The following is a 25,534-nucleotide window of genomic DNA, read 5'->3' as shown; positions in this document are numbered from 1 at the left end:
CCTCGCCCCCGTACTACCGACTGCCTCTCTGGAGGCCCGGCGTGAGTGGCACATGGCCGCCGGGCGCTGGCTTCTCTCGGCGGCACGGTCGATCCCGAAGGCCAGCAAGGACTGGGAGGAGCATGGGTCTGCCTGGCTGCGGCCGGGTGCCCTGTTCGGCGCGGTCATCATCCCGGCCGGCCTCATCCATGCGGCGCTGGGTCTGGATGATCCGGCCGCGTGCGCGCCGCCGCTCGCCGAGGTTCTGGGCGGGCCGATGTTCTACAGCTACGACGACTTCGCCCGGCAGGGCTCGTACACGGCGCTGGTCCCTGTGTCCGCCGGACAGGATTGGGGGATGCCCGGGACGGTGGCGCATTCGCACCGCGGGCTGCTCCTGGTCCCGGCACCGGGGGTGATTGAACCTCAGGAGAGGGATCCGTGGTGGGTGGTGCCGTTGGACGGCCCTGATCGGCTGTGCTCGCCCGACCGGCTGGCGGCCCTCATCAGACTGGGCCGCGACGCCATCCGCACGGCCGGTGATGGTGATGCCTGAGCCCGGCCACAGCCTCAGGAGCAAGGCGAGGCCGACTGAGCCCGAGGGCGCGGGCAGGGGTGCCCGCATGCCGATCAGGAGCACCGGGCGCATGCCGATCAAGTCGAAGATGCACGGGAAGCCCTCCTACAGCACGACCCTGCCGAGGGCGGCCGAGTCCGCACGAGACGCGCGTGCCCTTGTCTCCTTGGTGCTCTGCCGGTGGGATCTGGGAGAGGCCGAGTTCGCGGGGCGACTCGTCATCACCGAGCTGGTGTCGAACGCGGTCGCGCATGCCCGGCGGGATCTCGTGAAGATCACCGTGACGCGGGAGAGCCGCACCGGGGTGAGGCTGGCCGTGACGGACTTCTCGCGCGTTCTTCCGCAGACCCGCGAGGCCGGCGATCAGGATGTGTCCGGGAGAGGGCTGGCGATCGTCGAAGAGCTGACCGACGGCCGCTGGGGCGTGGACCTGCTGGGCTGGGGAAAGACGGTGTGGGCCGATCTGGAACTCCCGAGGACGAGGAGTCATGGTGAGCAGTCGCACTGAACAGGTCATGTACGTGGTCGCGGTGCTGTCGATTCTGACCGCGCTCAGCATCGGCGTCTTTGGTCCGGCCCGGTGATCATTACGTGGGTGGTCGGCTGGTGCTGGCGCTGCGAGACTGACGAGGTGCCGGTGACGTGGCTGGGCCCGGTCCAGACCGAGATGTACGGGACCGGCCCGTTTTTCGTGTGCGAGGCGTGCCTTGAGCGCCTTGAGGCGCTGGTGTACGCGTACAACCGTCAGGTCGATCAGTGGGCCTGAGCCGGGGCTCCCGCTCCTTGCCGGGGCGGGTCGTCCACCGGGATCGATGGCGTCCTTTCGGGTGGCGTGGCGTCTTCCGGCCATGATCCCGGAGAGACGGTTGAATGGTGATCCCCCGGCCTCGTGCTCCGCAGCGTGAGGGTCGGGAAGGGGCCCGGCAGGCTATCTGCCGGGCCCTTTACCGTGTGCGCGCCATTCGGTGCGCCAATTGGCGCACGGGGTACCGGCTGGTTGCCTCTGATCCGGTCTGGAAGGGCCTGGATGGGTCTGTTTCGGTGGCCGCGCCGCAGGTCAGGGCGTTGACCTGCGGTGATGCGACCGGGCCCTCCGGTTCGAGTCCGGCTCCGGGCACGACCATCGATACGCAGCGTCACCCGCGGGAACGAACCGGTGACCACGGCACTCTCCTCGCCGGGGCCGGGCCGGCGGCCCTCCGGGGCGGACCCCCGGACCCTCCCGTCGCCCATGAGGGTGGTGCGGGGCGTCGGGTCCCTCACACGGGCTTCACCCGAAACCGTGATCCCAGGTCACAATCCGGAAAGATCCTCCCCAGGCACTAGGGTGCTTGCTTTGCTCCCGCATTACTCTTGACGCAAGGCCGCGCAAGGTGGCCATGGAGGAGTGAGATGAGGAGCAGCAACCCGGTCTTCTCGCGACGGGGGTTCAGCCGCGACAACGGTTCCGCGGGCTTCAACGCGCAGCCGCAGGCCGGGGGACCCGTCGCAGGAAACCCCTATGCCCAGGGCGCCGCGAACCCGTACGCGACCAACCCTTACGCGCCCGAGGCCCAGCTCGGCACGGGCCCCGAGGCCCCTGTGCGCGCCAATGCGATGACGATCGACGATGTCGTGTCGCGTACCGCGATGACGCTCGGCACCGTCGTCCTCACCGCTGTGCTCTCGTGGGTCCTGCTGCCCGTCGACAGCGCGAACATCGGCAAGTCGTACGGCATCGCGATCGGCGCCGCGCTGATCGCCATCGTCCTGTCGCTGGTCCAGGCCTTCAAGAGCAAGCCCGTCCCGGCGCTGATCCTGGCGTACGCGGCCTTCGAGGGCGTCTTCCTCGGGGTCATCTCCAGCGCTGTCACCACCTACGTCAGCGCGGGCGCGGTCCCGCAGGCGGTCCTGGGCACCATGGCGGTCTTCGCCGGTGTGCTCATCGCCTACAAGATGCGCTGGATCCGCGTCAACCGCCGCTTCTACGGCTTCGTGATGGCGGCCGGCCTCGGCTTCGTGCTGCTGATGGCGGTCAATCTGCTCTTCGCCGTCATCGGCGGCGGCGACGGCCTCGGCTTCCGCAGCGGCGGTCTCGGCATCCTCTTCGGCGTCATCGGCGTCATCCTGGGCGCCTGCTTCCTCGCCCTCGACTTCAAGCAGGTCGAGGACGGGCTGGCCTACGGCGCTCCGCGCGAGGAGTCCTGGATGGCCGCCTTCGGCCTCACCATGACCCTCGTCTGGATCTACCTGGAGATGCTGCGACTGGTCTCGCTGATCACCGGCAACGACTAGGAAGACCCGACCCGGGTCGACCGGCTGAAGTGACGAAGGGCCCGCGGGCGCACCGCCCGCGGGCCCTTCGGCGTTCCCGGGTCCCGGGGGCGCGGACCTACAGCAGTTTGCGCGCGGCCCGCCGCAGGTCGTACTCGTGGACGATCGCCTTGGCGTGGCCGTACGACAGGCTGTACTCGCTCCGGAGCCAGCTGATCTTCTCCTCAAGGCGGAGAAGGGACGGGCCGTCCTCGACGGCGCGGAGCCAGTCGGAGATCTCACGACCGGTGCACTGGGGGATTCGGGAGAGCAGATTTCGGTGGGTCTCTTCGGAGAAGACTGGGGACATCGGCGCCTCCGGACGCTTCGCGCGTGTGCTCCTTCACGCCACCGTGCCCGAGCGTTCGCCCGTTGGCAACACTCCCCGGGGTGCGCATAGGGTCGCGGTGTGCTTGATACGACCGATCTCACCGCGGCAGTGGAACGCTTCGCCGACCGGCTGCGGGCCGCCCCGCAGAGCCGCCTCCAGCGGGGCGCGGCAGCCGAGGCGCTGGCGCTGGCCAGGGAATTGGCGCTGCGCGCCCAGCGGGTCGAGACCCCGGACCGGCCGCCCAGGACCATGCCCGACGCGGGAGTGTTCGCCGTCGCCGACCAGCTGACCGTGGCGGCCGCGGATCTGGCCGAAGCACTGAGAACGGCCCCGGCCCCCCGGCAGACAGAGGTGGACGAGGCCGCGCTTCTCGTACGTACGGCGGCGGAGCGCGCGGGGCTGTAGCCGCCGCGCTCGCGACGCGCCGGAGTGCGCCCGGAGCGGCGTCAGAACGAGGCGATGACCCGGTCCGCGAGGATGTAGACGGCCTCGTCGCCGCAGACGAAGGTCAGGGCGTACGCGCCGGAGACGCTGGAACCGCCCAGCAGCACCGGGGCGTCACCGGAGCGCAGCGACTCGGCGAGCCGCTCGGCGGTCTCCCGGTGGCCCGGGGTCAGACAGAGCGTGGTCCCGTCCGCGAAGACATAGACGTCGAGCGTGCCCAGCGGGCCCGGCCGCACATCGGTCAGCTCGGTGTGGGCGAGGGCCAGCTCCTCCAGCCTGCGGACCGTGCGCTCGTGGTCGGTGACGACCGAGGTCTGTACGGGGACGAAGTCCGGGTGCGAGGGATGCCGGCGGCGGGCAGCGGCCAGCTCGGCGGATTCCTCCGCGAACTCGGTCATCTCCGGGAGATCGGCCGGCTCGTCCAGCGCCTCGATCGCGTCCAGGTCCATCGCCTCCAGCCCCAGGAAGTCACTCTGCCTCGGCACATAGAACGGCGGCTCGTCACCAGGAGCACCGGCGCCGCCGCCCAACAGCGGCAGCGGGGCCTCCCCGCCCGGCCGGGCGGAGGCGTCGGCGGCGTCACGGGTCTCCTGCGCGGCCCAGAAGGCGCGCGCCTCCGCCAGCTCGCGCTCCCGCTCCTCGGCGAGAGCCTCGGCGACGGCCGCGCGTATCTCCCCGGCGGGGGTGGGACGGGCCTGCGGCACGGCGACGACGGCCGGGCGGACCCCGGCCGCGGTCGCCGCGGACAGCTCGGTGCGGAGGGCCGTGACCTGCTTGCGGAGTCCGTACGCGGCGTGCAGGGCGGCGGCTCCCACCACCGTGGCCGCGGCGGTGGTCAGCAGCAGGGCAAGAGACATGGCGCTCACTGACGTACTCCCGGTTTCATTCGACACCTCCGACTTCCTACATCAGCTTGCGGGGAGCCGACTCCTCCCGGCAGTGCATTACGTCATGAAATGGACAGGACTTTTGGCCTGGTGTTTACCGGGGCATGGGTTTGACCTGGGGAAATGACGCTCCCCCAGGAGAGAGATCACATCCTGGGGGAGTTTCGGTCACGAGTTGGTTTTCAGGCCCCAGCCGCGTCTCAGCTCAGCCGCTCGTGCTGGTGGTCGCGCTGAGCTTCGACACCGCTGCGGCCGGGTGCGCCCCTCGTTCCTCAGGGCACCCCCAACCCCAGCCGCGTCTCAGCTCAGCCGCTCGTGCTGGTGGTCGCGCTGAGTTTCGACACCGCTGTGGCCGGGTGCGCCCTTCGTTCCTCAGGGCACCCCCAACCCCAGCCGCGTCTCAGCTCAGCCGCTCGATCACCATCGCCATCCCCTGCCCGCCCCCCACGCACATCGTCTCCAGGCCGAACTGCTTGTCGTGGAACTGGAGGCTGTTGATCAGGGTGCCGGTGATCCGGGCGCCGGTCATGCCGTACGGGTGGCCGACCGCGATCGCGCCGCCGTTGACGTTGAGCTTGTCGAGGTCGACGCCGAGATCCCGGTAGGAGGGGATGACCTGGGCGGCGAAGGCCTCGTTGATCTCCACCAGGTCGATGTCGCCGATGGTCAGCCCGGCACGGGTCAGGGCCTGGCGGGAGGCCTCGACCGGCCCGTACCCCATGATCTCGGGGGAGAGGGCGGAGACCCCGGTGGAGACGATCCGGGCGAGCGGGGTCAGCCCCAGCTCACGGGCCTTGGTGTCGCTCATGATCACCAGGGCGGCCGCGCCGTCGTTGAGGGGGCAGCAGTTCCCCGCCGTCACCAGGCCGTCCGGCCGGAAGACGGGCTTCAGCCCCTCCACGCCCTCCAGGGTCACGCTCGCGCGCGGTCCGTCGTCCGCCGTGACGACGGTGCCGTCGGGCGTGGTGACCGGGGTGATCTCCCGCTCCCAGAAGCCGTTGGCGATGGCCTGCTCGGCGAGGTTCTGCGACCGTACGCCGAACTCGTCCATCTCGCGGCGGCTCACGCCCTTCAGCCGGGCGAGGTTCTCCGCCGTCTGCCCCATGGCGATGTACGCGTCCGGCAGCAGCCCCTCCTCACGCGGGTCGCGCCAGGAGTCCGACCCGCCCTCGGCGGCCTTCTCGGTACGGGCCCGGGCCTCGGCGAAGAGCGGGTTCTGGGTGTCGGGCAGGCTGTCGGAGGACCCCTTGGCGAACCGGGAGACCATCTCCACCCCGGCCGAGATGAAGACATCGCCCTCACCGGCCTTGATGGCGTGCATGGCCATCCGGGAGGTCTGGAGCGAGGAGGAACAGTAACGGGTGATCGTGCAGCCGGGGAGATGGTCCATCCCCAGCTGTACGGCGACGATCCGCCCGAGGTTGAAGCCCTGCTCCCCGCCCGGGAGCCCGCAGCCGAGCATCAGGTCGTCGATGTCCCGCGGGTCGAGTCCGGGGAGCTTGTCGAGGGCGGTCCGCACGATGAACGCGGTCAGATCGTCGGCGCGCAGCTCCTTGAGGGAGCCCTTGAAGGCCCTGCCGATGGGGGAGCGGGCGGCGGAAACGATGACGGCTTCGGGCATCACGGCTCCAGGAGGGTGAGGACGGAGGACTCGATGGGAAGCTACCGGTAGGTAGGGGCGGGGTCACCAGCCGTACGGTGTGACACGGGCCTCAATTCTAAGCGAGCGCTCACTTTGGCGTGATCTCGGTGGTCGGAGGGGCTGGAGGGGTCGGCGGGGTGGGAGGGGCGTCGGCGGAGTCGGACAGCCGACGGCGGCGGCGGTGCTTCAGCAGCGCCCAGGGCGCGCGCGCCCCCGTCACCTCGGTGCCCGCCTCCCGCGCGGCCGTCACGGCGGCCTGCGCCACCGGCAGCATCCCCTCGTCCCGCGCCGCCTCCGGCCGGTCCGACTCCGGCCACACTCCCAGCGCCGCGCACACCGTCGGCAGCAGCGCCATCGCCGCCGTGGCGTACCCCTCGGCGGAGGGGTGGTAGTTGTCCGCCCCGAACATCTCCCTCGGGTTCGCCGCGAACTCGGGCCCCAGCAGATCCCCCAGGGAGACCGTCCGGCCCCCCTGCTCCACCGCCACGATCGTCTGCGCCGCCGCGAGCTGCCGCGACACCCGCCGGGCGAGCCAGCGCAGCGGCTGGTAGACCGGCTCGATCGTGCCCAGATCGGGGCAGGTGCCCACCACCACCTCGGCCCCCGCCGTACGCAGTCTGCGCACCGCCGAGGCCAGATGGCGCACCGATCGCGTGGGCGGCATCCGATGGGTGACATCGTTGGCACCGACCATGATCACGCAGATGTCCGGCCGCCGGGAGACGTCCGAGAGCAGCAGTGTCACCTGCCGCGCCAGATCGTCCGACTGCGCCCCCGGCAGCGCCACATTGCTCATCTCCACCGGCCGCTCCGCCACCGCAGCCAGCCCCGAGGCCAGCAGCGCCCCGGGCGTCTGACCGGCCCGCCGCACCCCCTGCCCGGCCGCCGTGGAGTCGCCGAGCATCCCCAGCAGCAGCGGATCGCTCCGTCCGAACGCCAGTCCGTACAGCCCGTCCGCGCGCGGCGGCAGGGGCGCGACGCCGCCGCCCACCGAGCGCTTCGCCAACTGGACCTCCGCGATCACGACCCCCACGGTCGCCGCCCCGAGCAGGCCGATGCTTCCGCCGCCGTAGGCCGCGCCGGCGGCGATGCGCCGCGCCACTCTCGCCCTCGACACCGTCCGGACCTCCTCTCCTCGCCGACCAAGCCGGTCTCCCAGCTAACTGCCCCGCTACGACGGTCGCCCAATCCCGCCCGGCTCCGCATACTCTGACCGCATTCACTACGGAGACCCCGGAGACATTGTGCGCATTCATCACTCGATGATCAGTCTGGTCGGCAACACCCCGCTGCTGAAACTCAACAGCGTCACCGCCGGTATCCAGGCCACCGTTCTGGCCAAGGTCGAGTACTTCAACCCCGGCGGCTCGGTCAAGGACCGCATCGCCCTGCGCATGATCGAGGCGGCCGAGGAGAGCGGAGCACTTCTGCCCGGCGGCACGATCGTGGAGCCGACCAGCGGCAATACGGGTGTGGGCCTGGCGATCGTGGCCCAGCAGAAGGGGTACAAGTGCGTCTTCGTCTGCCCCGACAAGGTCTCCACCGACAAGATCAATGTGCTGCGGGCCTATGGCGCCGAGGTCGTCGTCTGCCCCACGGCGGTCGACCCCGAGCACCCCGACTCGTACTACAACGTCTCCGACCGGCTGGTCCGTGAGATCCCCGGGGCCTGGAAGCCGGACCAGTACTCCAACCCGAACAACCCCCGCTCGCACTACGAGACCACCGGTCCCGAGCTGTGGGACCAGACCGAGGGAAAGATCACCCATTTCGTCGCGGGCGTGGGCACCGGCGGCACCATCTCCGGGACCGGGCGCTACCTCAAGGAGGTCAGCGACGGCGCGGTGAAGGTGATCGGCGCGGACCCCGAGGGCTCCGTCTACAGCGGGGGCTCCGGCCGCCCGTATCTGGTCGAGGGCGTCGGCGAGGACTTCTGGCCGACGGCGTACGACCGGACGGTGACGGACGAGATCATCGCCGTCTCCGACAAGGACTCCTTCCAGATGACCCGCCGGCTCGCCAAGGAGGAGGGCCTGCTCGTCGGCGGCTCCTGCGGGATGGCCGTGGTCGCCGCGCTGCGGGCGGCCGAGCCGCTCGGGCCCGACGATGTCGTCGTCGTCCTGCTCCCGGACAGCGGGCGCGGATACCTTTCGAAAATCTTCAACGACGAGTGGATGGCGGACTACGGCTTCCTCTCCGACTCCGGACCGTCCGCCTCCGTCGGCGACGTCCTGAGCCACAAGGAGGGCGGCGCGATCCCCAGCCTGGTGCACATGCACCCGGAGGAGACCGTCGGCGACGCGATCGCGGTGCTGCGCGAGTACGGCGTCTCCCAGATGCCGATCGTCAAGCCGGGCGCGGGACACCCCGATGTGATGGCCGCCGAGGTCATCGGCTCGGTCGTCGAACGGGAGCTGCTGGACGCCCTCTACACCCAGCGCGCCTCGCTCGGCGACCCGCTGGAGAAGCACATGTGCGCCCCGCTGCCGCAGGTCGGCTCCGGCGAGCCGGTCGGCGATCTGATGAACGTCCTCGGCACCGCCGACGCGGCGATCGTGCTGGTGGAGGGGAAGCCCAAGGGTGTGGTGAGCCGCCAGGACCTGCTGGCGTTCCTCGCCAACAGCGGCAAGTAGTCACCGCCCGCTCCGGACGGGCTTCGCGCGATCGGTACGCGCATGTCATGCGGGCGCAGCACGGGCTTAACACGAGGTCGGCAGAGTGATGGGTGTCGGTTGGGGGCCCTGGCGGGGGCCCTCGCCCGACGCCCTGAACGGCGTCCTGGATCTCCGGAGCGGCTCCCGGTGCCATGGGCGTCCCGGACGTGGCGACCGGTCCTGACCCGGGAGCGCGTCCCACGCGGGGACCGCCGTCGTCCCGCCCTTCGGCCATCGGCCGGGGGTGCGGCGGTCCCCGCGTCACCCCTCCGCGACCGCAGCGACCACTGTGGCTGGAGCGGCTCAGTCCATCCAGGAGTCGGATTCCCTCCGCTCCTCCTTGCGGAGCAGCCGGGACAGCCCTCCCGAGGAGTGCACCGCGTTCACCCCCACGATCCCCGCCCAGGTCACGATCAGCCCCGGCAGCCCGGCGTTCACCACACCGATCGCCGAGAGCGGCACGGCCAGGATCAGCGAGACCACACCGAAGCCGAAACGTTCGCCGAAGCCGGGGCCGGCGTCGGCGGGCTGCCGGGATGAGCCCGTCCCCCGGGCCACCGCCATCTGCCGCTCGGCGAGCTGCCGGCGGGTCCGCCGGTCCACCACGCCGTCGATACGCTGCTCCACCTTGCTCAGAAAGGACTCCACGAGAGCCGACTCATACTCTTCGCCCAGTTCGCGCCGGGCGTGGAGGGTGGCGTCCAATTCCTTCTTCAGCTCCTGGTCACGGGCTTCCATACGGGTACGCTACGTCCGCCCGGCGCGGGCGTCAGTAGGGGTAGCCCCCCGGTCCGGGGCGGCTGGCCCCACCCTCCGGGAGAGGAGAAGGACGAGGTGGACGGCGTGAGCGACAGCCCTGCCGCACGACTGCAACAGTTGTTCGAGGGGCATCGGCTGACCCCCACCCAGCGCCGGATCGCCCACAGCATGGTGCGCCGGGCGGCCGACGTCCCCTTCCTCTCCAGCGTCGAACTCGCCGAGGTCGCCGGGGTCAGCCAGCCCTCCGTCACCCGCTTCGCCGTCGCGCTCGGCTTCGACGGCTACCCGGCCCTGCGCCGCCATCTCCGCGAGATCGCCCCCGCCGCCGCCGAGCCCGCCGAGCACATCCCCAACGAGTACCAGCAGGCGGTGCGCGCCGAGATCGAGAATCTGCGGCGGCTCGCCGAGCTGCTCGCCGACCCCGCCCCGGTCGAACGCGCCGGACGCCTCCTCGCCGCCTCCCGCCCGCTGCCGGTCCTCGGGCTGCGCGCGGCCGCCGCCCAGGCCCGGGGGTTCGCCTACTTCGCGGCCAAGGTCCACCCGGACGTACGTCTGCTGGACGAGGGCGGCACCCTGCTCGCCGACCGGATCGACGCCGCCCGGCGCGCGGGCGCGAGCGCGCTGCTCTGCTTCGCGCTGCCCCGGCACCCCAAGGAGGTCGTGGAGGCGCTGGCGTACGCCCGTACCGCCGGGCTGACCGTCGTGACGGTCGCGGACTCGGCGTTCGCCCCGGTCGCGGGCGAGAGCGATCTGCTGATCCCGGCGGCCGTCGGCACCGGGCTCTCCTTCGACACGGTGTGCGCGCCGATGCTGCTGGGGCGGGTGCTGCTGGAGGCCATGTGCGACGAACTGCCGGACGCCCAGGCCCGGCTGGAGGAGTTCGACGCGGCGGCGGCGGCCCGGGGCCTCTTCGCCGACTGACGAGAGGTCCCGGGCCGCTGTGTTCTGTGCCGCCAGGGGTTGGTACGTACGGTTCAGACCTCCCGCGACCGGTAGCGCGCGGCCACCGCCGACACCCACACCATCGCGGTGATCGCGCCGATCGCCAGCGTCAGCGTCCCGGCCGCCCCTCCGCTCATCGCCCACCCGTTGCCGAGGAGCAGCGCGGTCCCGGCGACCCGTGAGGCGATCGCCCGTCCCCGCTCCCCGGCCCGGGAGAAGTGCCGGCCGAGGACGTAGTTGGCGGCGATCAGCGAGGCGAAGGTGATCGTCCCGGCGGCCATGTGCGCATAGCTCGGCCAGGTCATCGCGGTCGGCATCCCCTCCGGCGCACCGGCCGGGAAACCGTCCGCCGGGTCCATCACAAAGGCCCCGGCCGCCATCAGGCCGATGCCGGCGAGCAGGACCAGCCGCGGCGCCCAGATCCCTCCGGGGGAGCCCCGCAGCACCCGGCGGAGACCGATCGACCCGAGGACGGTCAACACCCCGGCCAGCAGGAAGTTCCCGATCTGGAGCCAGCCGAGCGGGCCGTTGCTCAGGGCGCTCAGCGGATGGCGGGTGATGTCGAACCCCTCCCGGGCCGCGGCCTGGGTGAGGGAGACCACGGCCCACAGGGGCCCGGCGGCGGCGGAGAGCCCCAGCAGTGTGCGGGTCGAGACACGAGCGGCAGGGGCGGTGGCGGTGGCGGCGTGTGCGGCGGTGGTCATGTCGGTCGGTCCCTCTTCGGCTCGGCGGAATCTCTGCGGTCCGGCAATGCGCTTCTCGCCCTCACATCGAACGGGAGATGTGACAGGGAACGCCGCCATTCCCTGTCACATAGGCTGTTCGACGTGTGGGCAGAGCAGGCAATCACCCACCGAGCAGACGGAGAACCCCATGCGCTACCTGATGACGACCAAGGCCACCGACAACGCCGCCGCCCCCGACGAGAAGCTCTTCGCCGAGATGGGCGCGTTCGTCGAGGAGCTCACCGCCTCCGGCGTACTGCTCGCCACCGGCGGACTCGCCCCCTTCGGAGTCCGCCTGACCTCCTCCGGCGGCGAGATCACCGTCACCGACGGCCCCTTCACCGAGGCCAAGGAAGCGGTCGCCGGGTTCGCCCTGGTCGAGGTCCGCTCGGAGGAGGAGGCCGTCGAACTGGCCCGCCGCTTCCGCCGGATCGTCGGCGACGGCGAGAGCGTGATCCAGCAGGTCTTCGGCCCGTGACCGCCGCGAGTACGTCCAACGGGCCCCGCCGGAGCGATCCGCACCGCACCGTCGACGCCGTCTGGAAACAGGAGTCCGCCACGATCATCGGCGCGCTCACCCGGATGGTCCACGACGTCGGCCTCGCCGAAGAACTGGCACAGGACGCACTCGTCACCGCCCTCGAACAGTGGCCCGGCTCAGGCGTCCCGGAGAACCCGGGCGCCTGGCTGACCGCCGTCGCCAAACGCCGCGCCGTCGACCACATCCGCCGAGCCCGCCGCCTGGACGAGAAACAGCACCAACTCGCCCAGGAACAGCACCGGCACCCCCCGGAGCAGCCGGAGCCCGACCGGCTGGAACCGGAACAGGACGACGCCCTGCGGCTGATGTTCCTCTCCTGCCACCCGGTGCTGCCCACCGCGGCCCGGGCAGCCCTCACCCTCCGGCTCGTCGGCGGTCTGACCGCCGGTGAGATCGCCCGCGCCTTCCTCCTCCCCGAGACCGCGATCACCCGCCGCATCGCCGACGCCAAACGCACCCTCGCCGAGGCCCGCGTCCCCTTCGAACTCCCCGAGGACGGCGCGGAACTGACCGAACGCCTCTCCTCCGTCCTCAAAGTCATCTACCTGATCTTCAACGAGGGGTACTCGGCCACCTCCGGCGACGACCTGCTGCGCCCCGGCCTCACCCTGGAGGCCCTGCGCCTGGGCCGCCTCCTCGCAGCACTCGCCCCCGAGGAGCCCGAAGCCCATGCCCTGGTCGCCCTGCTGGAGATCCAGGAGTCCCGCTCGGCGGCCCGCACCGGCCCCTTCGGCGAACCGGTCCGGCTCCATGAACAGAACAGGGGCCGCTGGGACCCGCTCCTGATCCGCCGGGGCTTCGCCGCGATGCTCCGCGCCCGCGACACCCAGCGGGGCCGCCCGCCGGGCCCGTACCTCCTCCAGGCCGCCATCGCCGTCACCCACGCGAGCGCCGCCACCGCCCAGGACACCGACTGGCAGCGGATCGCCGCCCTGTACGAGACGCTGGAGGCACTGCTCCCCACCGCCGTCGTACGCCTCAACCGCGCCGTCGCCCTCTCCATGGCCCAGGACCCCGAGGCCGGTCTCGCGCTCATGGACACCCTCACCACCGACCCGGCGCTGCGCGACTACCACCTCCTCCCCGCCGCCCGGGGCGACCTGCTCATGAAGCTGGGCCGGTACGCCGAGGCCCGCCCCGAATTCGAGCGCGCCGCCGCCCTCACCCACAACACCGCCGAACGCGCCTTCCTGCTCGGCCGCGCGGCGGCCCTGGAGCCGGCCGCCCCACAGGGCCCCACCCTCGCCGAGGCGGCGACCGCCTTCCTCGCCCAGGACACGATGGACCCGGCCACGGCCCGCTCCTACGGGCAGACGCTGCGCAGGCTCCGTACCGCGCTCGGCGACGGGCGTCCCGTCTGCGGCATCACCGCCGACGACATCGCCGGTGTCTTCGCCCTGGCCTGGGGCGGCGCGGCGGCCACCACCTGGAACCGCCATCGCTCGGCCGTCCGCTCCTTCGCCGCCGAGGCCCGCCTCGGCGATCTCGCGGCGGGCCTGGAGCGCCGCGCCGAGACCCCGTCCCGGGCCCGCCCGATCCCCTCCGAGCTGCTCGAAAGCCTCTGGTCCCGGCCCGGACTCCCGCTGCGGGAGCACACCCTGTGGCGGCTGCTCCATGACTCGGGCGCGCCGATCACCACGGTCCTCGCCCTCGACATCGGGGATCTGGACCTCGCCGACCGCCGGGCCCGTACGGCGTCCGGATGGGTGAACTGGCGCGCGGCCACGGCCCTTCTGCTGCCGCGGCTGATCGCGGACCGCACCCGGGGCCCGCTCTTCCTCACCGACCGCCGCCCCGGCCCGGCCCGCCGCCGGGGCGACCGCGACCTCTGCCCGGACACCGGCCGCGGCCGTCTCTCCTACGAGCGCGCCGAATACCTCTTCAAACACACCACCGGTCCACTCGACCCGGCCGGAGAGGGCTGGACCCTCCGCCGGCTCGGCGCCGGGCCCCATCGGACTCAGACGGCACTCAGAAAGCGCGGCTAACCTCGCCCGCGAAAGGGCAGACCGGTACGGAGTCCGGTCACGGAGTCCGGTCGTGGAGCCGGAGTACGGAGAGGGAGTACGCACATGGTTCGCGGTGCGCGTTCGCTGGCGCGGGTGGCGGTGGTGGTACGAGCCGGGGCCGCACCCCTGTGGTGGCTCGGAGTGGTGGCCGCCGGGGTCGGGGCGCTGCTGCCCGGGCTCACCGGCCGCCGGATCGGCGTGCTGACCGGCGCGGCGCTGCTGCTGGTGACGGCCGTCGTCACGGCGCTCGCCCGGCGCGGCCGCTACACCCGGCTCGCCGAGGGGGCCGCCCGCGCCGGGCGCGGCGACTTCCTCCAGGACCGCAAGGTCACCCTGAACACCCGGCGGCGGGCCCGCCGATGGCACTACCTGATCGCCTTCCTGGCCGCCGTGGCCTCCTCCTTCGCGCTGCCCGCCGCCGGCGGGATGCTGCTCGCCGGGGCCGGGGCCGGACTCTGGGCCAAGGCGGTCCTGCTCGGCCACCGGGAGCGGGACACGGAGAAGCTCCTCTGGGTGAGCGCCGACCGTCTCGCCGCGGGCCCGGCCGGCCCGGCGGTCGAGACCTTCGTCACCACCGGCATCGCGGCGGGCGACGCCGCACCCGGCGGGGCCCGCCGCCGCTGAGCCTCGTGGACACCGCGCGTCAGGCGGTGTCCTCTCCGCGCGCCTTCATCACCGCCCTGTTGACCGCCCACAGCCCGACGCCGATGGCGATCAGCACCCCCGCCCGGATGTAGACCTCGGCGTCCCGCTCGGCGAGCGGGCTGGCCAGCACCAGCGCCGTGATCGCGCCGAGGACGGGCAGGGCGGTGGGCGTACGGAAGTGACGGTGCGCCACCGGGTCCCGGCGCAGCACCAGCACGGCGATGTTGACCACCGCGAACACACAGAGCAGCAGGAACGCCGTGGTGTCGCCGAGTCCCTCGATCTCGCCGGTCAGCACCAGCCCGATGGCGAGCACCGAGACGAAGACGATCCCGACGACCGGGGTGCACCGCTTGGGCAGCACCCGGCCCATGGCTTTGGGCAGGATGCGCTCATTGGCCATGCCGTAGCAGAGCCGGGAGGCCATCATGATGTTGATCAGCGCGGAGTTGGTGACCGCGAACAGCGCGATCAGCGCGAAGAGCTGGGGCGGGAAGCCGACGCCGCCCGCCTTGACGACCTCCAGGAGCGGTCCGCTGGAACTCTCCAGCGTCCGGTGGTCGACCAGCAGCGACGACACCAGGGCGACCAGCACGTAGATCGTCCCGGTGACGGCGACACCGATGAAGATCGCCCGGGGGAAGGTGCGCACCGGATCCTTGGTCTCCTCGGCCATGTTCACCGAGTCCTCGAAGCCGACGAAGGCGAAGAACCCCAGCGCGGTGGCGCCCAGCACGCTGGTGAAGAGCGCGTATCCGGTGCCCTCGGCCTCGAACTGGGTGAGCCGGGAGGTGTCGCCGCCGCCGGAGAGCACCGCCCACGCGCCGATCGACAGAATGATCGCGAGTCCGGTCAGCTCGACGATCGTGAGCACCACATTGGTCTTCACCGACTCCGAGACCCCGCGCAGATTGAGCGCGGCGAGGACGACGATGAAGAGGACCGCGATCAGGGTCGACGGGACGGCGTCGGTGAACTCCAGGAAGTAGTCCCCGCTGAAGGCGCGGGCGGCGGCGCTCGCGGACGCCAGCCCCGAGCACATCACCATGAACGCGACGATGAAGGTCAGAAAGGGGACCTTGAACGCCTTCTGGGTGTAGAGCGCGGCCCCGGCGGCCTTGGGGTACTTGCCGACCAGCTCCACATAGGAGGCGGCGGTCAGGATCGCCACCAGGAACCCGATGACGAACGGCAGCCACAGCGCGCCGCCCACCTTGCCCGCGACCTTGCCGGTGGTGGCGTAGATGCCGGTGCCCAGGATGTCGCCGATGACGAAGAGGATCAGCAGCTTGGGCCCGATGGCCCGGCTGAGCGGCCCGTCCCCCTCGGGCTCGTCCGAGGTGCGGTCGGCGGTGGTGGTGGCGGTCAAAAGGCTCTCCCTGGTCGGCTGCGGCGCATACCGCGGTACAGGAGGAGGAGACTGCCCGGACGGCCCGGGGTGATGCCCGGCAGGATGTGCGGGTAATGCGGCCGTTCTGTACACATCCGGCCCGGGAGACCGCCCCGGGAGTCCAGCCCGGGAGTCCGGCCCGCCCGGCCTCATCGGGCCGGCGGGGACCGCCCCTCGACGGCCGCCGCCACATCCGCCAGATCCCGGGCGATCGCCTTCGCCACCGCCCGCGCGCCCAGCGCGCCGAAGACCTTCGCGAGCAGCCCGGCCGCGCCGCCCGGCGGCCGGGCCGTGAAGGTCATCCGGACGTCCGTCGCCTCCGGACCGGCCGGGCGCAGGGCGAAGTCCGAGACATAGTGCGCGCCCCGCGACTCGGCCTCGACCACATAGCCGAGCGGCGGCTCGCTCGCCGTCACCCACATCTCCTCGGTGGCCGACGTGCCCAGCATCCGCCGGGTCTCGCGCCAGCGGGTGCCGACGCCGAAGGGCCCGGGCGAGAGCAGCTCGACCGACTCCACGCCGCTCAGCACCTCCGGGGCCCGCTCCAGATCCGTCAGCGCGCTCCAGACCCGCTCGGCCGGGGCCGCGATCCTCCGCTCGACGACCACGCTTCTGTTCGCCATGACTCCAGGAAAGCAGCCGGGTCGGACAATCGCCCCCGGAGCCCGCACCGAGCCCCTCCCGAGCCCCGCCCGGAGCCCGACCCGGCGCCCCCGGCGCTCACCCCAGCAGCGCGCCCGCCCGGTCCCCGCCCGCCTCGGCCACGATCTCCTCGGCGCTCTGCGCGGCTCTCACCAGCGAGAAGTCAACCGTGTCCGCGCTCACCGCGAAGCCGTGCACCGCCGGCCTCGGCAGGCTGTTGTAGCCGTAGTGGGCGGTGAAGTAGTACGCGCCGGTGTCCAGGGCCGCCACCACGTCGCCCTGTTCCAGCAGCGGCAGCGACCGCCCCTCGGCCAGCAGATCGCCCGCGAAGCAGGCGGGCCCCGCGATGTCCTGCACCGTCTCGGCCCCCGTCTTCGGCCGCCCCTTCGCGTCGTACGCGGCGATCCGCAGCGGCCAGGAGACGGGGTCGTAGACGGTACGGGTGGCGACCTGGACGCCCGCGTGGGTGACCGCGATCGGCCGGGAGCCGGACACCTTCGCGTACTCCACCCGGGCCAGGACCGTGCCGTGCTTGGCGAGCAGCGACCGCCCGAACTCGGTGACCAGTCCGTACCGCCCGTCCAGCAGCCCCGGGACCTCCCGCTTCAGCAGCCGGGCGTACTCCTCGAAGGTGGGGGTGGTCTCCTCGGACGCGAAGTTCACCGGGAGCCCGCCGCCGATGTCGACGGTCTCGATCTGCTGCCGCCCGGCCGCAGCGTTGATCTCCTCGGCCAGCGCGTACACCGCGGCGACGCCCTCGGCCATCCGCGCCAGGGGTATGCCCTGGGAGCCGGAGTGGGTGTGCAGCCGGGTCAGCCAGGGCCGCTCCAGGAACATCCGTACGACTGACTCGCGCGCGCCCTCGTCCCGCAGGGCGAAGCCGAACTTGGAGGTGGCGGTCGCCGTCGACAGCGCGCCGATCGCCCCCGCGCCGATCTGCGGATTGACCCGCACCCCGATCGGGGACGCGGTCCCGGCCGCCGCCAGGGCGTCGATACGGGCCAGCTCCTGCGGGTTGTCGGCGTTGACGGCGATGCCGAGGGCGAGCGCCTCGCGCAGCTCGGCCGGGGTCTTGGCGGGGGAGTCGAGGACGGTGTGCTCGGGGCGTACGCCAGCGGCGCGCGCCAGCGCCAGTTCGCCGGGGCTCGCCACCTCCACGCCGATGCCCTCGGTGTTCAGCAGGGCGAGCACGGGCACCAGCGGGGTCGCCTTCACGGCGAAGGCGTGCAGCACGGGGGCGTCGGTGACGGCGGCGAAGGCCGCCCGCAGCGCGGCGGCGGACTCTCGGATTCCGGCCACGTCCAGAAGGGCGGTGACCGGCTGTTCCCCGGCGAGAAGCCCCTGTTCGACAGCGGCTCGTACGGCTTGATTCCGACGTTCGACAGTCATATGCCTCAGCCAACCATCCGGGGCGCGCCCGGCGCATCTGTTGACTAGGAGTATTCATGAGATCAGGATGTGAATAGCTGACCCAACACCGGCGGCGCGCCGCCGCGAGGAGGCATCGCCCCATGTCCGGACCCCGCCCCGTACGGTCCCCGCGCGGCAGCGAACTGAGCGCCCTGGGATGGCAGCAGGAGGCCGCCCTGCGCATGCTCCAGAACAATCTGGACCCCGAGGTCGCCGAACACCCCGACCAGCTGGTCGTCTACGGCGGCACCGGCAAGGCGGCCCGCGACTGGCGCTCCTTCGACGCGATGGTGCGCACCCTGCGGACCCTGAAGCAGGACGAGACGATGCTCGTCCAGTCCGGCCGCCCGGTCGGCGTGATGCAGACCCACGAGTGGGCCCCGCGCGTGCTCATCGCCAACTCCAACCTGGTCGGCGACTGGGCCAACTGGGAGGAGTTCCGGCGGCTGGAGTCCCTCGGACTGACGATGTACGGGCAGATGACCGCCGGTTCCTGGATCTACATCGGCACCCAGGGGATCCTCCAGGGCACCTACGAGACCTTCGCCGCCGTCGCCGCCAAGAAGTTCGGCGGCACCCTGGCCGGCACCATCACCCTCACCGCCGGCCTCGGCGGCATGGGCGGCGCGCAGCCCCTCGCCGTCACCATGAACGACGGCGTCGCCATCTGCGTCGACTGCGACCCCCGCGCGATCGAGCGGCGCATCGAGCACGGCTATCTCGACGTCCGCGCCGACTCCCCCGACCACGCCCTGACCCTCGCCGTCGAGGCCCGCGACGCCCGCCGCCCGCTCTCGATCGGCGTCCTCGGCAACGCGGCCGAACTGCTCCCCAGGCTTCTGGAGATGGGTGCGCCCGTCGACATCGTCACCGACCAGACCTCCGCCCACGACCCGCTCTCCTACCTCCCCGCGGGCATCGCCTTCGACGAGATGGCCTCCTTCGCCGCCGAGAAGCCCGCCGATTTCACCCTGCGGGCGCGTGAGTCGATGGCCCGCCATGTGGAGGCCATGGTCGGCTTCCAGGACGCCGGGGCCGAGGTCTTCGACTACGGGAACTCCATCCGGGGCGAGGCCCGGCTCGCCGGGTACGAGCGGGCGTTCGCCTTCCCCGGCTTCGTCCCCGCGTACATCCGCCCCCTGTTCTGCGAGGGGAAGGGCCCCTTCCGCTGGGCCGCGCTCTCCGGCGAGGCCTCCGACATCGCCAAGACCGACCGCGCCCTGCTGGAGCTGTTCCCCGGGAACGAGTCGCTGCGCCGCTGGATCACCCTCGCCGGGGAGCGGGTCCGCTTCCAGGGGCTGCCCGCCCGCATCTGCTGGCTCGGCCACGGCGAACGCGACCGCGCGGGCGAGCGCTTCAACGACATGGTCGCCTCCGGCGAGCTGGCCGCCCCCCTCGCCATCGGCCGCGACCACCTCGACTGCGGCTCGGTGGCCTCCCCGTACCGCGAGACCGAGGCCATGCTCGACGGCTCCGACGCGATCGCCGACTGGCCCCTCCTCAACGCCATGGTCAATGTCGCCTCCGGCGCGTCCTGGGTCTCCATCCACCACGGCGGCGGCGTCGGAATGGGCCGCTCCATCCACGCCGGCCAGGTCACCGTCGCCGACGGCACCCCACTGGCCGGGGAGAAGATCCGCCGCGTCCTGACGAACGACCCCGGCATGGGCGTCATCCGGCACGTCGACGCCGGATACGAGTCCGCCGAGACCGTGGCCGCCGAGCGCGGCGTCCGCATCCCGATGCGGGAGGGCGCGTGAACACCAAGAGCCTCCCCGGGGCCTCCTTCCACCAGATGTGGCGAGAACTCGCCCCCGTCGGCCGCGACGCCACCACCGGCGGCTACCGCCGCTACGCCTGGTCGGGGCCGGACGCCGACTGCCGGGCCTGGTTCAAGGACCAGGCGCTGGCCCGGGGGCTCTCGTACGAGACCGACCGCAACGGCAACCAGTGGGCCTGGCTCGGCGACCCGGCCCAGGGCGACGCCGTCGTCACCGGATCCCATCTGGACTCCGTCCCCGACGGGGGCGCGTTCGACGGACCCCTCGGAGTCGTCTCCGCCTTCGCCGCGCTCGACGAACTCCGGCGGCGCGGCGCGAGCCCCACCCGGCCCCTCGCGGTCTCCAACTTCGGCGACGAGGAGGGAGCCCGCTTCGGCGTCGCCTGCGTCGGCTCCCGGCTCACGGCGGGCCGCCTCACCCGGGAACAGGCGCACGCGCTCCGCGACGCCGACGGGATCCTCCTCCCGCAGGCGATGGAGGCCGCCGGACAGGACCCCGACGCCATCGGCCCCGACCCCGAGCGCCTCGCCCGCATCGGCGCGTTCGTCGAACTCCATGTCGAACAGGGCCGCGCCCTCGACCTCTCCGGCGACGCCGTCGGCCTCGCCTCCGCGATCTGGCCCCACGGCCGCTGGCGGTTCGACTTCGCGGGCGAGGCCAACCACGCGGGCACCACCCGGCTCGCCGACCGCCGCGACCCCATGCCCACCTACGCCGAGACCGTCCTCGCCGCCCGCCGCGAGGCCGAACTCCTCGGCGCGCTCGCCACCTTCGGCAAGGTCTCCGTCGAACCCAACGGGGTCAACGCGATCCCCTCCCTGGTCCGCGGCTGGCTGGACTCCCGCGCCGCCGACCAGGCCACCCTCGACACCGTCGTCGCCGCCGTCGAGCGCGCCGCCCGGGACCGCGCCGCCCGCGACGGCGTCGACCTCACCGTCGTACGCGAGTCCTTCACCCCTGTCGTCGAGTTCGAGCACGCCCTGCGCGACGAGCTGAACCGGCTCCTCGGCGGCCGGATCCCGATCCTGGGCACCGGCGCGGGACACGACGCCGGAATCCTCTCCGCCGCCGTCCCCACCGCCATGCTGTTCGTACGCAACCCCACCGGCGTCTCGCACTCCCCGGCCGAGTCCGCGGCCGAGGACGACTGCCTCGCCGGGGTGATCGCGCTCGCCGACGTACTGGAGGGCCTCGCATGCCGCTGACGACGACCTCGTACTGGGCCGAACACGCCTGGCTGGAGACCCATGTCGAGCCCGGGGTGCTGCTGGAGGTGCGCGACGGCCTGATCACGGCCGTCCGCACCGGGACCGACACACCCCCGCCCGGCGCGGAGATCCTGCGCGGCCTGACCATCCCCGGCCTCGCCAACGCCCACTCGCACGCCTTTCACCGGGCCCTGCGCGGAACCGTCCAGGTCGGCACCGGGACCTTCTGGACCTGGCGCGAATTCATGTACCAGTTCGCGTCCCGGCTCACCCCCGACTCGTACCACCGCCTCGCCCGCGCCGTGTACGCGGAGATGGCCCTCGCCGGGATCACGGTCGTGGGCGAGTTCCACTATCTGCACCACGGGCCCCGGGGAGTGCCCTACGACGACCCCAACGCCATGGGCGAGGCCCTGATCGCCGCCGCCGCCGACGCCGGCATCCGGATCACCCTCCTCGACACCGCCTACCTCCGCGGCGGCCTCACCCGCGACGGCCACCAGCCCCTCGAAGGCCCCCAGCTCCGCTTCGGCGACGGCACCGCCGACCGCTGGTACGAGCGCTTCTCCCGGCTCACACCCCGCCCGCACGCCCGGATCGGGGCCGCGATCCACTCCGTACGCGCCTTCGCCGAGGCCGACGGGTACGAGCGGTTCGCCGAGCGCACCGACGGACTGCCGGTCCATGTCCACCTCTCCGAACAGCCCGCCGAGAACGAGGCCTGCCGGGCCGTGTACGGCACCACGCCCGCCCAACTCCTCGCACGCGCCGGATTCTGGAAGCCGACCGTCACCGCCGTCCACGCCACCCACCTCACCGACGACGACATCCGGGCACTGGGCTCCTCCGGCACCGGCGTCTGCATGTGCCCCACCACCGAACGCGACCTCGCCGACGGCATCGGCCCCGCGGTCGCGCTCCAGCGCGCCGGCTCCCCGCTCTGCCTCGGCAGCGACAGCCACGCCGTCATCGACCTCCTCGAAGAGGCCCGCGCCCTCGAACTCGACGAACGCCTCCGCTCTCGCACCCGCGGCCACTGGACCGCCGCCTCCCTCCTCCGCACCGCCACCTCCACCGGCCACACCGCCCTCGGCTGGCCCGAGACCGGCCGCCTCGAACCCGGCGCCCCCGCCGACTTCACCACCCTCACCCTCACCTCCGTCCGCACCTCCGGCCCCCTCCCCCGCCTCGCCGCCGAAACCGCCGTCTTCGCCGCCTCCGCCCCCGACATCCGCGAAGTCGTCGTCGCCGGCCGCCGCATCGTCACCTCCGGCGTCCACACCCTCATCCCCGACGTCCCGGGCGAACTGGCGGCGTCGATCGCCGCGCTGCGGGGGTAGGGGCCTCGCGGTTGGGCCCTGCCGTGCCCGGCGACTGTGCTGGTCACCCCTGTGCCGTGCAGTAGCTCGATCGGGCGGTCTGCTTTCGTTCTCCGTACCTTCCTCGCGGGGTGACGAGTAGTACATACGGTCATGGGAATCGGTGATCGGCATCAGAAGAAGGATGTTGAAGCGGCGCTGAGGAGGGCGGAGGCGGCGGGGCTCAAGGTGATCCATACAGGCAAGGGGCACCGCTGGGGCTGCGTTATCTGCTGTCCCTGCAACCGCAGGTACCCGGTGGCCTGCACTCCCCAGAATCCGAGCGAAGAGGCTCGGGACATCGATCGATTCACTCGGAGGCATGCGAACTGTGCGTAACTGGTACTTCAGCCTGGTCCTTCAGGACGCTCTCACCGAAGAGCAGGACGACGCCCTGACGGAGCTGGCCAGCTTCCACGACGGGCGCATCCACCTGCAGGAGGGGCCGGGCGATTCCCGGTTCAGCTGCTCCTTCGAGGCCGAGACACTGACTCAGGCCATCGCGGACGCGCTGAGCCGATTCGTGGACCTGCCCGGGGTGCTCGTCCGCAGTGTCGAACTGGACGAGATGCAGTTGGAGGACAACGACATGGCGACCCCGGCCGTCCTCCCCGCGCCGCCCCCGCTTGCCGACGCGCCCTGAGACTCCCCGGCCCCGGAGCTATGGTGCGCCCATGGTGTCCGCCCAGCGGCCACGGGTCAGGCGGATGACTCCGTCCGGGGTGACGCGGGCGTCCGCGCCGTACAGGGGCAGTCCGCCCTCGGAGAGCAGCCATGTACGGATACGTTCCACGGTGTCCCACAGTCGCTGAGGCCCGCTCTGGTGGACGGTGGGCGGACGGGTCCGTTCGGCGGAGGCTCTGGCCCATGACCCGTCGGGGTGGACCAGGTAGGCGGTGCGCGTCCGTCCGCTGTTCTCGTAGTCGGTTTCGATGCCCGGGGTCGTCACTTCCAGCATGGACCTGACTTCCCACGCGTCGTCCACGTTCACGACGGGATAGCGGCCGGTGCCGGTCCGCTCCCCGTCCGCCTCTCGGGCGAGGGCGAACAGCCCGGCGAGTGCGGGCGGGTAGTCGTTCCCGGAGCGGGTGAGCATGAACCCGGCCCAGTCGCGTTCGATCCGCCCGACCACGGCTCCGTCCGGCTGTCTCCACCCGGTGAGAATCATGGTGGTCCGGGCGATCGTGGTGACCAGGCGTCCGCCCTCGCGAAGTGCGCCGAGCATGGGACGGAGCCCGGGACCGGGCGGCATTCCGACCGTGGCGATGATCCGGTCGTACGTCCCCGGGATCTCCTCGGTCGCGTCCAGGGCGAGGAACCGTGGCCGGAGCCCCATGGGCGCGAGCCGGTCGGCCGCCGCACTGGTCAAGTACGGGTCCACATCCAGGCTGGTCACATGTCGAGCACCGAGCCGGCGCGCCGCGTAGGCGGTGAGGCCCCCGGCTCCGGTGCCGAGATCGAGCAGATCCAGCCCGTCCCCGAGCCGCCCGTGGCGGAGCATGCGAACGACCAGGCTCGGCAGGGTGGCGGACGATGTGGGCAGCCCCTCCGGGCGGTCTCCCGCTTCGGCGTGGTCGGCGTGGAGCGTCCCGACCCGGGTGATCAACGACCGGTCCGTGTAGGCCGCCTCCATCCATCCGCCGGGGTCGTCGGCCCCGTTCCTGAGCCGCCACCCTCCGTCGCCGTCCCTCTCCCACCACCTGGGGACCAGCTCATGGCGGGGTACTCCTGCCACGGCCCCGAGCCAGCGGGAATCGGGGTCGGTCACCTGTCGTGCGAGCCGTTGCGCATGGTGTTCCCACTCCACGCTCACGACACCTCGTCGTCATCGTCAGGGAAGCTCGGCATGCACGCTTCCGTATTGGCGGGGTCGCAATCCCCCGAGTCGTCCGGCGGGCAAGCGGCACGGGGTGCCGGAATCCTCGCCGAGAGGTCCGCCCACTCCTCGCCGCCGAACAGATCACGGAGCCGCGTCGTCCGCACATTGCCGGCAGGGAAGTCGCGGGACAGCACGCAGCCGGTGAGACTCCCGTCCGGAAGAACGGCACCGCGCCCCCGGGTGCACCGGCCGCACATCTCGTCCAGCGTCGGTTTCGTTCCGGGCAGCCTGGCCCGGCCCACAGCACGCACCCGGTCCGTGTTGATCTGCCGCACCCCCATGGCGCTCAGCTCGGCGCGCGCTTCGGCGACCCGTTGACCGTCGAGGACGTCCACAATGCCGACGTACAAAGGGATCCCGCGCCGGAGCGCCTCCTCAATGTTGGCGCGGGTCCGACGGTAGCTTCCCGGCCTGCCGGTGATTTTGTCGTGCTCGGCGGGGGTGTCGCTGTAGTAGCTGGTCGCGAGTGTCACCCCGTCCCGCTCGAACGTCTCCCACCAGGACCAGGCGACGTTGAACAGATTCGAGTAAATCTGCACCCCGAGTCCGAGCGAGAGAGCGAGTTCGGCGAAGCCGCGCCACTGGGGGTGAACGGTCGGCTCGCCCCCGATGAGCTGGATACGGGGGATGCCGAGATCGGCGGCGTCGGCGATCACCTGCCGCCAGTCGGCGGGGGTCATGGTGCCGTGTGTGGCCTGCGGGCTGGACATTGACAGGCAGTGCGAGCACGAGAGCTGGCACTTCCCGGTGATCTCCAGCTCAAGTGTGGTGATCCCGGCGAACGGGGTGACCGGGGGTTCAGCGACTGACGTCATCGGACTTCCCTTTCTCATGAGGTGGATCGCCTGCCGAGTAGTGGTGTTGCCGAACCCGTCCGGCTGCTCACGGGAACAGCCGGACGGGGGCGACTTCGTATCCCTCACGCCCGCCCCCGGACCGCGACGATTCCCCCGGTCATGAGTTCTTCGATGACCTTGGCCACTTGGCTTCGGGTGAGGCCGGTGGTGTGGGCGAGGTCTTTGATGCGGTGTTCGGTGCGGTCGGTGAGGAGTTGGAGGAGGGGGAGTACGGCGGGGGCGAAGGTCCAGGTTCGGCCGGTGGCGGTGAGTTGGGCTTTGCCGTCCTCGCTGGTGGTGAGGGTGTGGCGGGTGGTGAGGAGTCGTGCGTGGAGGTTGGGGTCGGTGGCCGGGATTCTGGTCGTGTAGGGGTGGCTGGGGTGGGGGCGTGCGGGTGCGTGGGCGTCCTGGTGCTGGAGGTGGCGGTCGATCAGAGTCCCGTCCGCCATCTCCCTGGTGAGGAGTTCGCGGAGTCCGTCGACGGTTCGCTGTTTCTCTTCGGCGGGTCCGAAGCGGGGGAGGTCTTTGCGGAGCAGCTCTTCGGAGAGGAGGGTTTCGGTGATCCAGGTGATGAGGTCGGTGCCGGTGGTGGGGGTGATGGCG

The 25,534-nt window shown here is 71.9% G+C and carries 25 protein-coding genes and 1 pseudogene; 14 read left to right on the top strand and 12 right to left on the bottom strand.

Translation table 11 applies throughout. The features are described from left to right. The first annotated feature begins 52 nt into the window (after positions 1-52). The 4 genes from IE247_RS07515 to IE247_RS07500 all read left to right on the top strand — a co-directional run bounded on the left by IE247_RS07515 (position 53) and on the right by IE247_RS07500 (position 2,830). The gene (locus tag IE247_RS07515) at positions 53-535 is read left to right on the top strand and encodes a hypothetical protein (RefSeq protein ID WP_190122156.1); all 483 of its coding nucleotides are present in this window, start codon (positions 53-55) and stop codon (positions 533-535) included. A 91-nt stretch (positions 536-626) separates the two neighbouring features. Next, on the top strand, positions 627-1,064 hold the full coding sequence (locus tag IE247_RS07510) for an ATP-binding protein (RefSeq protein WP_190122155.1): 438 nt from the start codon (positions 627-629) through the stop codon (positions 1,062-1,064). Positions 1,065-1,136: 72 nt separating this feature from the next. Next, positions 1,137-1,322: a hypothetical protein gene (locus IE247_RS07505; protein WP_190122154.1), complete on the top strand. Its 186-nt coding sequence runs from the start codon at positions 1,137-1,139 to the stop codon at positions 1,320-1,322. A gap of 626 nt (positions 1,323-1,948) precedes the next feature. Further along, entirely contained in the window at positions 1,949-2,830 is an 882-nt protein-coding gene (locus IE247_RS07500) for a Bax inhibitor-1/YccA family protein (RefSeq protein ID WP_190122153.1), read from the top strand. 97 nt (positions 2,831-2,927) lie between these two features. Here the strand turns inward: IE247_RS07500 and IE247_RS07495 are convergent, their stop codons facing one another. Further along, positions 2,928-3,158: a DUF4287 domain-containing protein gene (locus tag IE247_RS07495; RefSeq protein WP_190122152.1), complete on the bottom strand. Its 231-nt coding sequence runs from the start codon at positions 3,156-3,158 to the stop codon at positions 2,928-2,930. 99 nt (positions 3,159-3,257) lie between these two features. Between IE247_RS07495 and IE247_RS07490 the strand changes: the two genes are divergently transcribed. Next, on the top strand, positions 3,258-3,584 hold the full coding sequence (locus tag IE247_RS07490) for a hypothetical protein (RefSeq protein ID WP_190122151.1): 327 nt from the start codon (positions 3,258-3,260) through the stop codon (positions 3,582-3,584). A gap of 41 nt (positions 3,585-3,625) precedes the next feature. Here the strand turns inward: IE247_RS07490 and IE247_RS07485 are convergent, their stop codons facing one another. From IE247_RS07485 to IE247_RS07475, 3 genes are all read right to left on the bottom strand, one after another. Beyond that, positions 3,626-4,489, bottom strand: a complete 864-nt coding sequence (locus tag IE247_RS07485) for a hypothetical protein (RefSeq protein WP_190122150.1) — start codon at positions 4,487-4,489, stop codon at positions 3,626-3,628. Positions 4,490-4,910: 421 nt separating this feature from the next. Then, complete coding sequence (locus tag IE247_RS07480; protein WP_190122149.1) at positions 4,911-6,131, bottom strand: acetyl-CoA C-acetyltransferase; 1,221 nt, start codon at positions 6,129-6,131, stop codon at positions 4,911-4,913. A gap of 109 nt (positions 6,132-6,240) precedes the next feature. Then, the gene (locus IE247_RS07475; RefSeq protein ID WP_190122532.1) at positions 6,241-7,254 is read right to left on the bottom strand and encodes an SGNH/GDSL hydrolase family protein; all 1,014 of its coding nucleotides are present in this window, start codon (positions 7,252-7,254) and stop codon (positions 6,241-6,243) included. 142 nt (positions 7,255-7,396) lie between these two features. Between IE247_RS07475 and IE247_RS07470 the strand changes: the two genes are divergently transcribed. Continuing rightward, positions 7,397-8,785 (top strand): cystathionine beta-synthase, encoded by a 1,389-nt coding sequence (locus IE247_RS07470; protein ID WP_190122148.1) that lies wholly within the window; start codon positions 7,397-7,399, stop codon positions 8,783-8,785. Positions 8,786-9,109: 324 nt separating this feature from the next. Here IE247_RS07470 and IE247_RS07465 read toward each other — a convergent pair whose 3' ends face one another. Further along, on the bottom strand, positions 9,110-9,544 hold the full coding sequence (locus IE247_RS07465; protein ID WP_190122147.1) for a hypothetical protein: 435 nt from the start codon (positions 9,542-9,544) through the stop codon (positions 9,110-9,112). Positions 9,545-9,649: 105 nt separating this feature from the next. Here IE247_RS07465 and IE247_RS07460 point away from each other — a divergent pair, with 105 nt between their 5' ends. Beyond that, the gene (locus IE247_RS07460) at positions 9,650-10,486 is read left to right on the top strand and encodes a MurR/RpiR family transcriptional regulator (RefSeq protein WP_190122146.1); all 837 of its coding nucleotides are present in this window, start codon (positions 9,650-9,652) and stop codon (positions 10,484-10,486) included. 53 nt (positions 10,487-10,539) lie between these two features. Here the strand turns inward: IE247_RS07460 and IE247_RS07455 are convergent, their stop codons facing one another. Continuing rightward, positions 10,540-11,211 (bottom strand): DUF998 domain-containing protein, encoded by a 672-nt coding sequence (locus IE247_RS07455; protein ID WP_190122145.1) that lies wholly within the window; start codon positions 11,209-11,211, stop codon positions 10,540-10,542. Positions 11,212-11,380: 169 nt separating this feature from the next. On the opposite strand from IE247_RS07455, the gene IE247_RS07450 reads away from it, so the two are divergent. The 3 genes from IE247_RS07450 (at position 11,381) to IE247_RS07440 (ending at position 14,406) form a co-directional block, all read left to right on the top strand. After that, positions 11,381-11,710 (top strand): YciI family protein, encoded by a 330-nt coding sequence (locus IE247_RS07450; protein ID WP_190122144.1) that lies wholly within the window; start codon positions 11,381-11,383, stop codon positions 11,708-11,710. Next, positions 11,707-13,761, top strand: a complete 2,055-nt coding sequence (locus IE247_RS07445) for a sigma-70 family RNA polymerase sigma factor (RefSeq protein ID WP_190122143.1) — start codon at positions 11,707-11,709, stop codon at positions 13,759-13,761. The genes IE247_RS07450 and IE247_RS07445 overlap by 4 nt, the downstream gene beginning before the upstream one ends. An 84-nt stretch (positions 13,762-13,845) precedes the next feature. Continuing rightward, the gene (locus IE247_RS07440; RefSeq protein WP_190122142.1) at positions 13,846-14,406 is read left to right on the top strand and encodes a hypothetical protein; all 561 of its coding nucleotides are present in this window, start codon (positions 13,846-13,848) and stop codon (positions 14,404-14,406) included. A gap of 19 nt (positions 14,407-14,425) precedes the next feature. Here IE247_RS07440 and IE247_RS07435 read toward each other — a convergent pair whose 3' ends face one another. From IE247_RS07435 to IE247_RS07425, 3 genes are all read right to left on the bottom strand, one after another. Continuing rightward, on the bottom strand, positions 14,426-15,796 hold the full coding sequence (locus tag IE247_RS07435) for an APC family permease (RefSeq protein WP_190122141.1): 1,371 nt from the start codon (positions 15,794-15,796) through the stop codon (positions 14,426-14,428). A 170-nt stretch (positions 15,797-15,966) separates the two neighbouring features. Then, entirely contained in the window at positions 15,967-16,440 is a 474-nt protein-coding gene (locus IE247_RS07430) for an SRPBCC family protein (protein WP_190122140.1), read from the bottom strand. A 97-nt stretch (positions 16,441-16,537) separates the two neighbouring features. Further along, the gene (locus IE247_RS07425; RefSeq protein WP_190122139.1) at positions 16,538-17,848 is read right to left on the bottom strand and encodes a type III PLP-dependent enzyme domain-containing protein; all 1,311 of its coding nucleotides are present in this window, start codon (positions 17,846-17,848) and stop codon (positions 16,538-16,540) included. Between the two features lie 122 nt (positions 17,849-17,970). Here IE247_RS07425 and hutU point away from each other — a divergent pair, with 122 nt between their 5' ends. The 4 genes from hutU (at position 17,971) to IE247_RS07405 (ending at position 22,859) form a co-directional block, all read left to right on the top strand. Further along, a complete protein-coding gene (gene hutU, locus IE247_RS07420) occupies positions 17,971-19,629 on the top strand; it encodes a urocanate hydratase (protein ID WP_190122138.1) in 1,659 nt (552 codons plus the stop codon). Between the two features lie 35 nt (positions 19,630-19,664). Beyond that, a complete protein-coding gene (locus tag IE247_RS07415) occupies positions 19,665-20,855 on the top strand; it encodes an allantoate amidohydrolase (protein ID WP_190122531.1) in 1,191 nt (396 codons plus the stop codon). Beyond that, on the top strand, positions 20,846-22,198 hold the full coding sequence (locus IE247_RS07410) for a formimidoylglutamate deiminase (protein ID WP_190122137.1): 1,353 nt from the start codon (positions 20,846-20,848) through the stop codon (positions 22,196-22,198). Before IE247_RS07415 ends, IE247_RS07410 begins: the two co-directional genes overlap by 10 nt. A 340-nt stretch (positions 22,199-22,538) precedes the next feature. Further along, positions 22,539-22,859 carry a hypothetical protein gene (locus tag IE247_RS07405; RefSeq protein WP_229868820.1) on the top strand — a complete coding sequence of 107 codons (321 nt, stop codon included), beginning with the start codon at positions 22,539-22,541 and terminating at the stop codon, positions 22,857-22,859. An 18-nt stretch (positions 22,860-22,877) separates the two neighbouring features. Here the strand turns inward: IE247_RS07405 and IE247_RS07400 are convergent, their stop codons facing one another. The 3 genes and pseudogenes from IE247_RS07400 to IE247_RS07390 all read right to left on the bottom strand — a co-directional run. After that, positions 22,878-24,023, bottom strand: coding sequence for a methyltransferase domain-containing protein (locus IE247_RS07400; RefSeq protein ID WP_190122529.1), 1,146 nt, complete (start codon positions 24,021-24,023; stop codon positions 22,878-22,880). A 2-nt stretch (positions 24,024-24,025) separates the two neighbouring features. Next, positions 24,026-24,910: a radical SAM/SPASM domain-containing protein gene (locus IE247_RS07395; RefSeq protein ID WP_190122136.1), complete on the bottom strand. Its 885-nt coding sequence runs from the start codon at positions 24,908-24,910 to the stop codon at positions 24,026-24,028. A 104-nt stretch (positions 24,911-25,014) separates the two neighbouring features. Further along, positions 25,015-25,534, bottom strand: a pseudogene (locus IE247_RS07390) (cupin); the annotation flags it as partial.

The sequence above is a fragment of the Streptomyces inusitatus genome (assembly GCF_014651115.1).
Lineage (GTDB): Bacteria > Actinomycetota > Actinomycetes > Streptomycetales > Streptomycetaceae > Streptomyces > Streptomyces amakusaensis.
Note: the sequence above shows the minus strand (reverse complement) of the source record. Positions and strands in the feature narration are given on the sequence as shown.

Bases quoted from the DNA above. Each gene is read 5' to 3' on its own strand.
- IE247_RS07515 (WP_190122156.1), top strand. From the start codon at position 53: ATGGCCGCCGGGCGCTGGCTTCTCTCGGCGGCACGGTCGATCCCGAAG.
- IE247_RS07510 (WP_190122155.1), top strand. From the start codon at position 627: ATGCCGATCAAGTCGAAGATGCACGGGAAGCCCTCCTACAGCACGACC.
- IE247_RS07500 (WP_190122153.1), top strand. From the start codon at position 1,949: ATGAGGAGCAGCAACCCGGTCTTCTCGCGACGGGGGTTCAGCCGCGAC.
- IE247_RS07495 (WP_190122152.1), bottom strand. From the start codon at position 3,158: ATGTCCCCAGTCTTCTCCGAAGAGACCCACCGAAATCTGCTCTCCCGA.
- IE247_RS07480 (WP_190122149.1), bottom strand. From the start codon at position 6,131: ATGCCCGAAGCCGTCATCGTTTCCGCCGCCCGCTCCCCCATCGGCAGG.
- IE247_RS07465 (WP_190122147.1), bottom strand. From the start codon at position 9,544: ATGGAAGCCCGTGACCAGGAGCTGAAGAAGGAATTGGACGCCACCCTC.
- IE247_RS07455 (WP_190122145.1), bottom strand. From the start codon at position 11,211: ATGACCACCGCCGCACACGCCGCCACCGCCACCGCCCCTGCCGCTCGT.
- IE247_RS07450 (WP_190122144.1), top strand. From the start codon at position 11,381: ATGCGCTACCTGATGACGACCAAGGCCACCGACAACGCCGCCGCCCCC.
- IE247_RS07440 (WP_190122142.1), top strand. From the start codon at position 13,846: ATGGTTCGCGGTGCGCGTTCGCTGGCGCGGGTGGCGGTGGTGGTACGA.
- IE247_RS07430 (WP_190122140.1), bottom strand. From the start codon at position 16,440: ATGGCGAACAGAAGCGTGGTCGTCGAGCGGAGGATCGCGGCCCCGGCC.
- IE247_RS07425 (WP_190122139.1), bottom strand. From the start codon at position 17,848: ATGACTGTCGAACGTCGGAATCAAGCCGTACGAGCCGCTGTCGAACAG.
- hutU (WP_190122138.1), top strand. From the start codon at position 17,971: ATGTCCGGACCCCGCCCCGTACGGTCCCCGCGCGGCAGCGAACTGAGC.
- IE247_RS07415 (WP_190122531.1), top strand. From the start codon at position 19,665: ATGTGGCGAGAACTCGCCCCCGTCGGCCGCGACGCCACCACCGGCGGC.
- IE247_RS07410 (WP_190122137.1), top strand. From the start codon at position 20,846: ATGCCGCTGACGACGACCTCGTACTGGGCCGAACACGCCTGGCTGGAG.
- IE247_RS07405 (WP_229868820.1), top strand. From the start codon at position 22,539: ATGCGAACTGTGCGTAACTGGTACTTCAGCCTGGTCCTTCAGGACGCT.
- IE247_RS07395 (WP_190122136.1), bottom strand. From the start codon at position 24,910: ATGACGTCAGTCGCTGAACCCCCGGTCACCCCGTTCGCCGGGATCACC.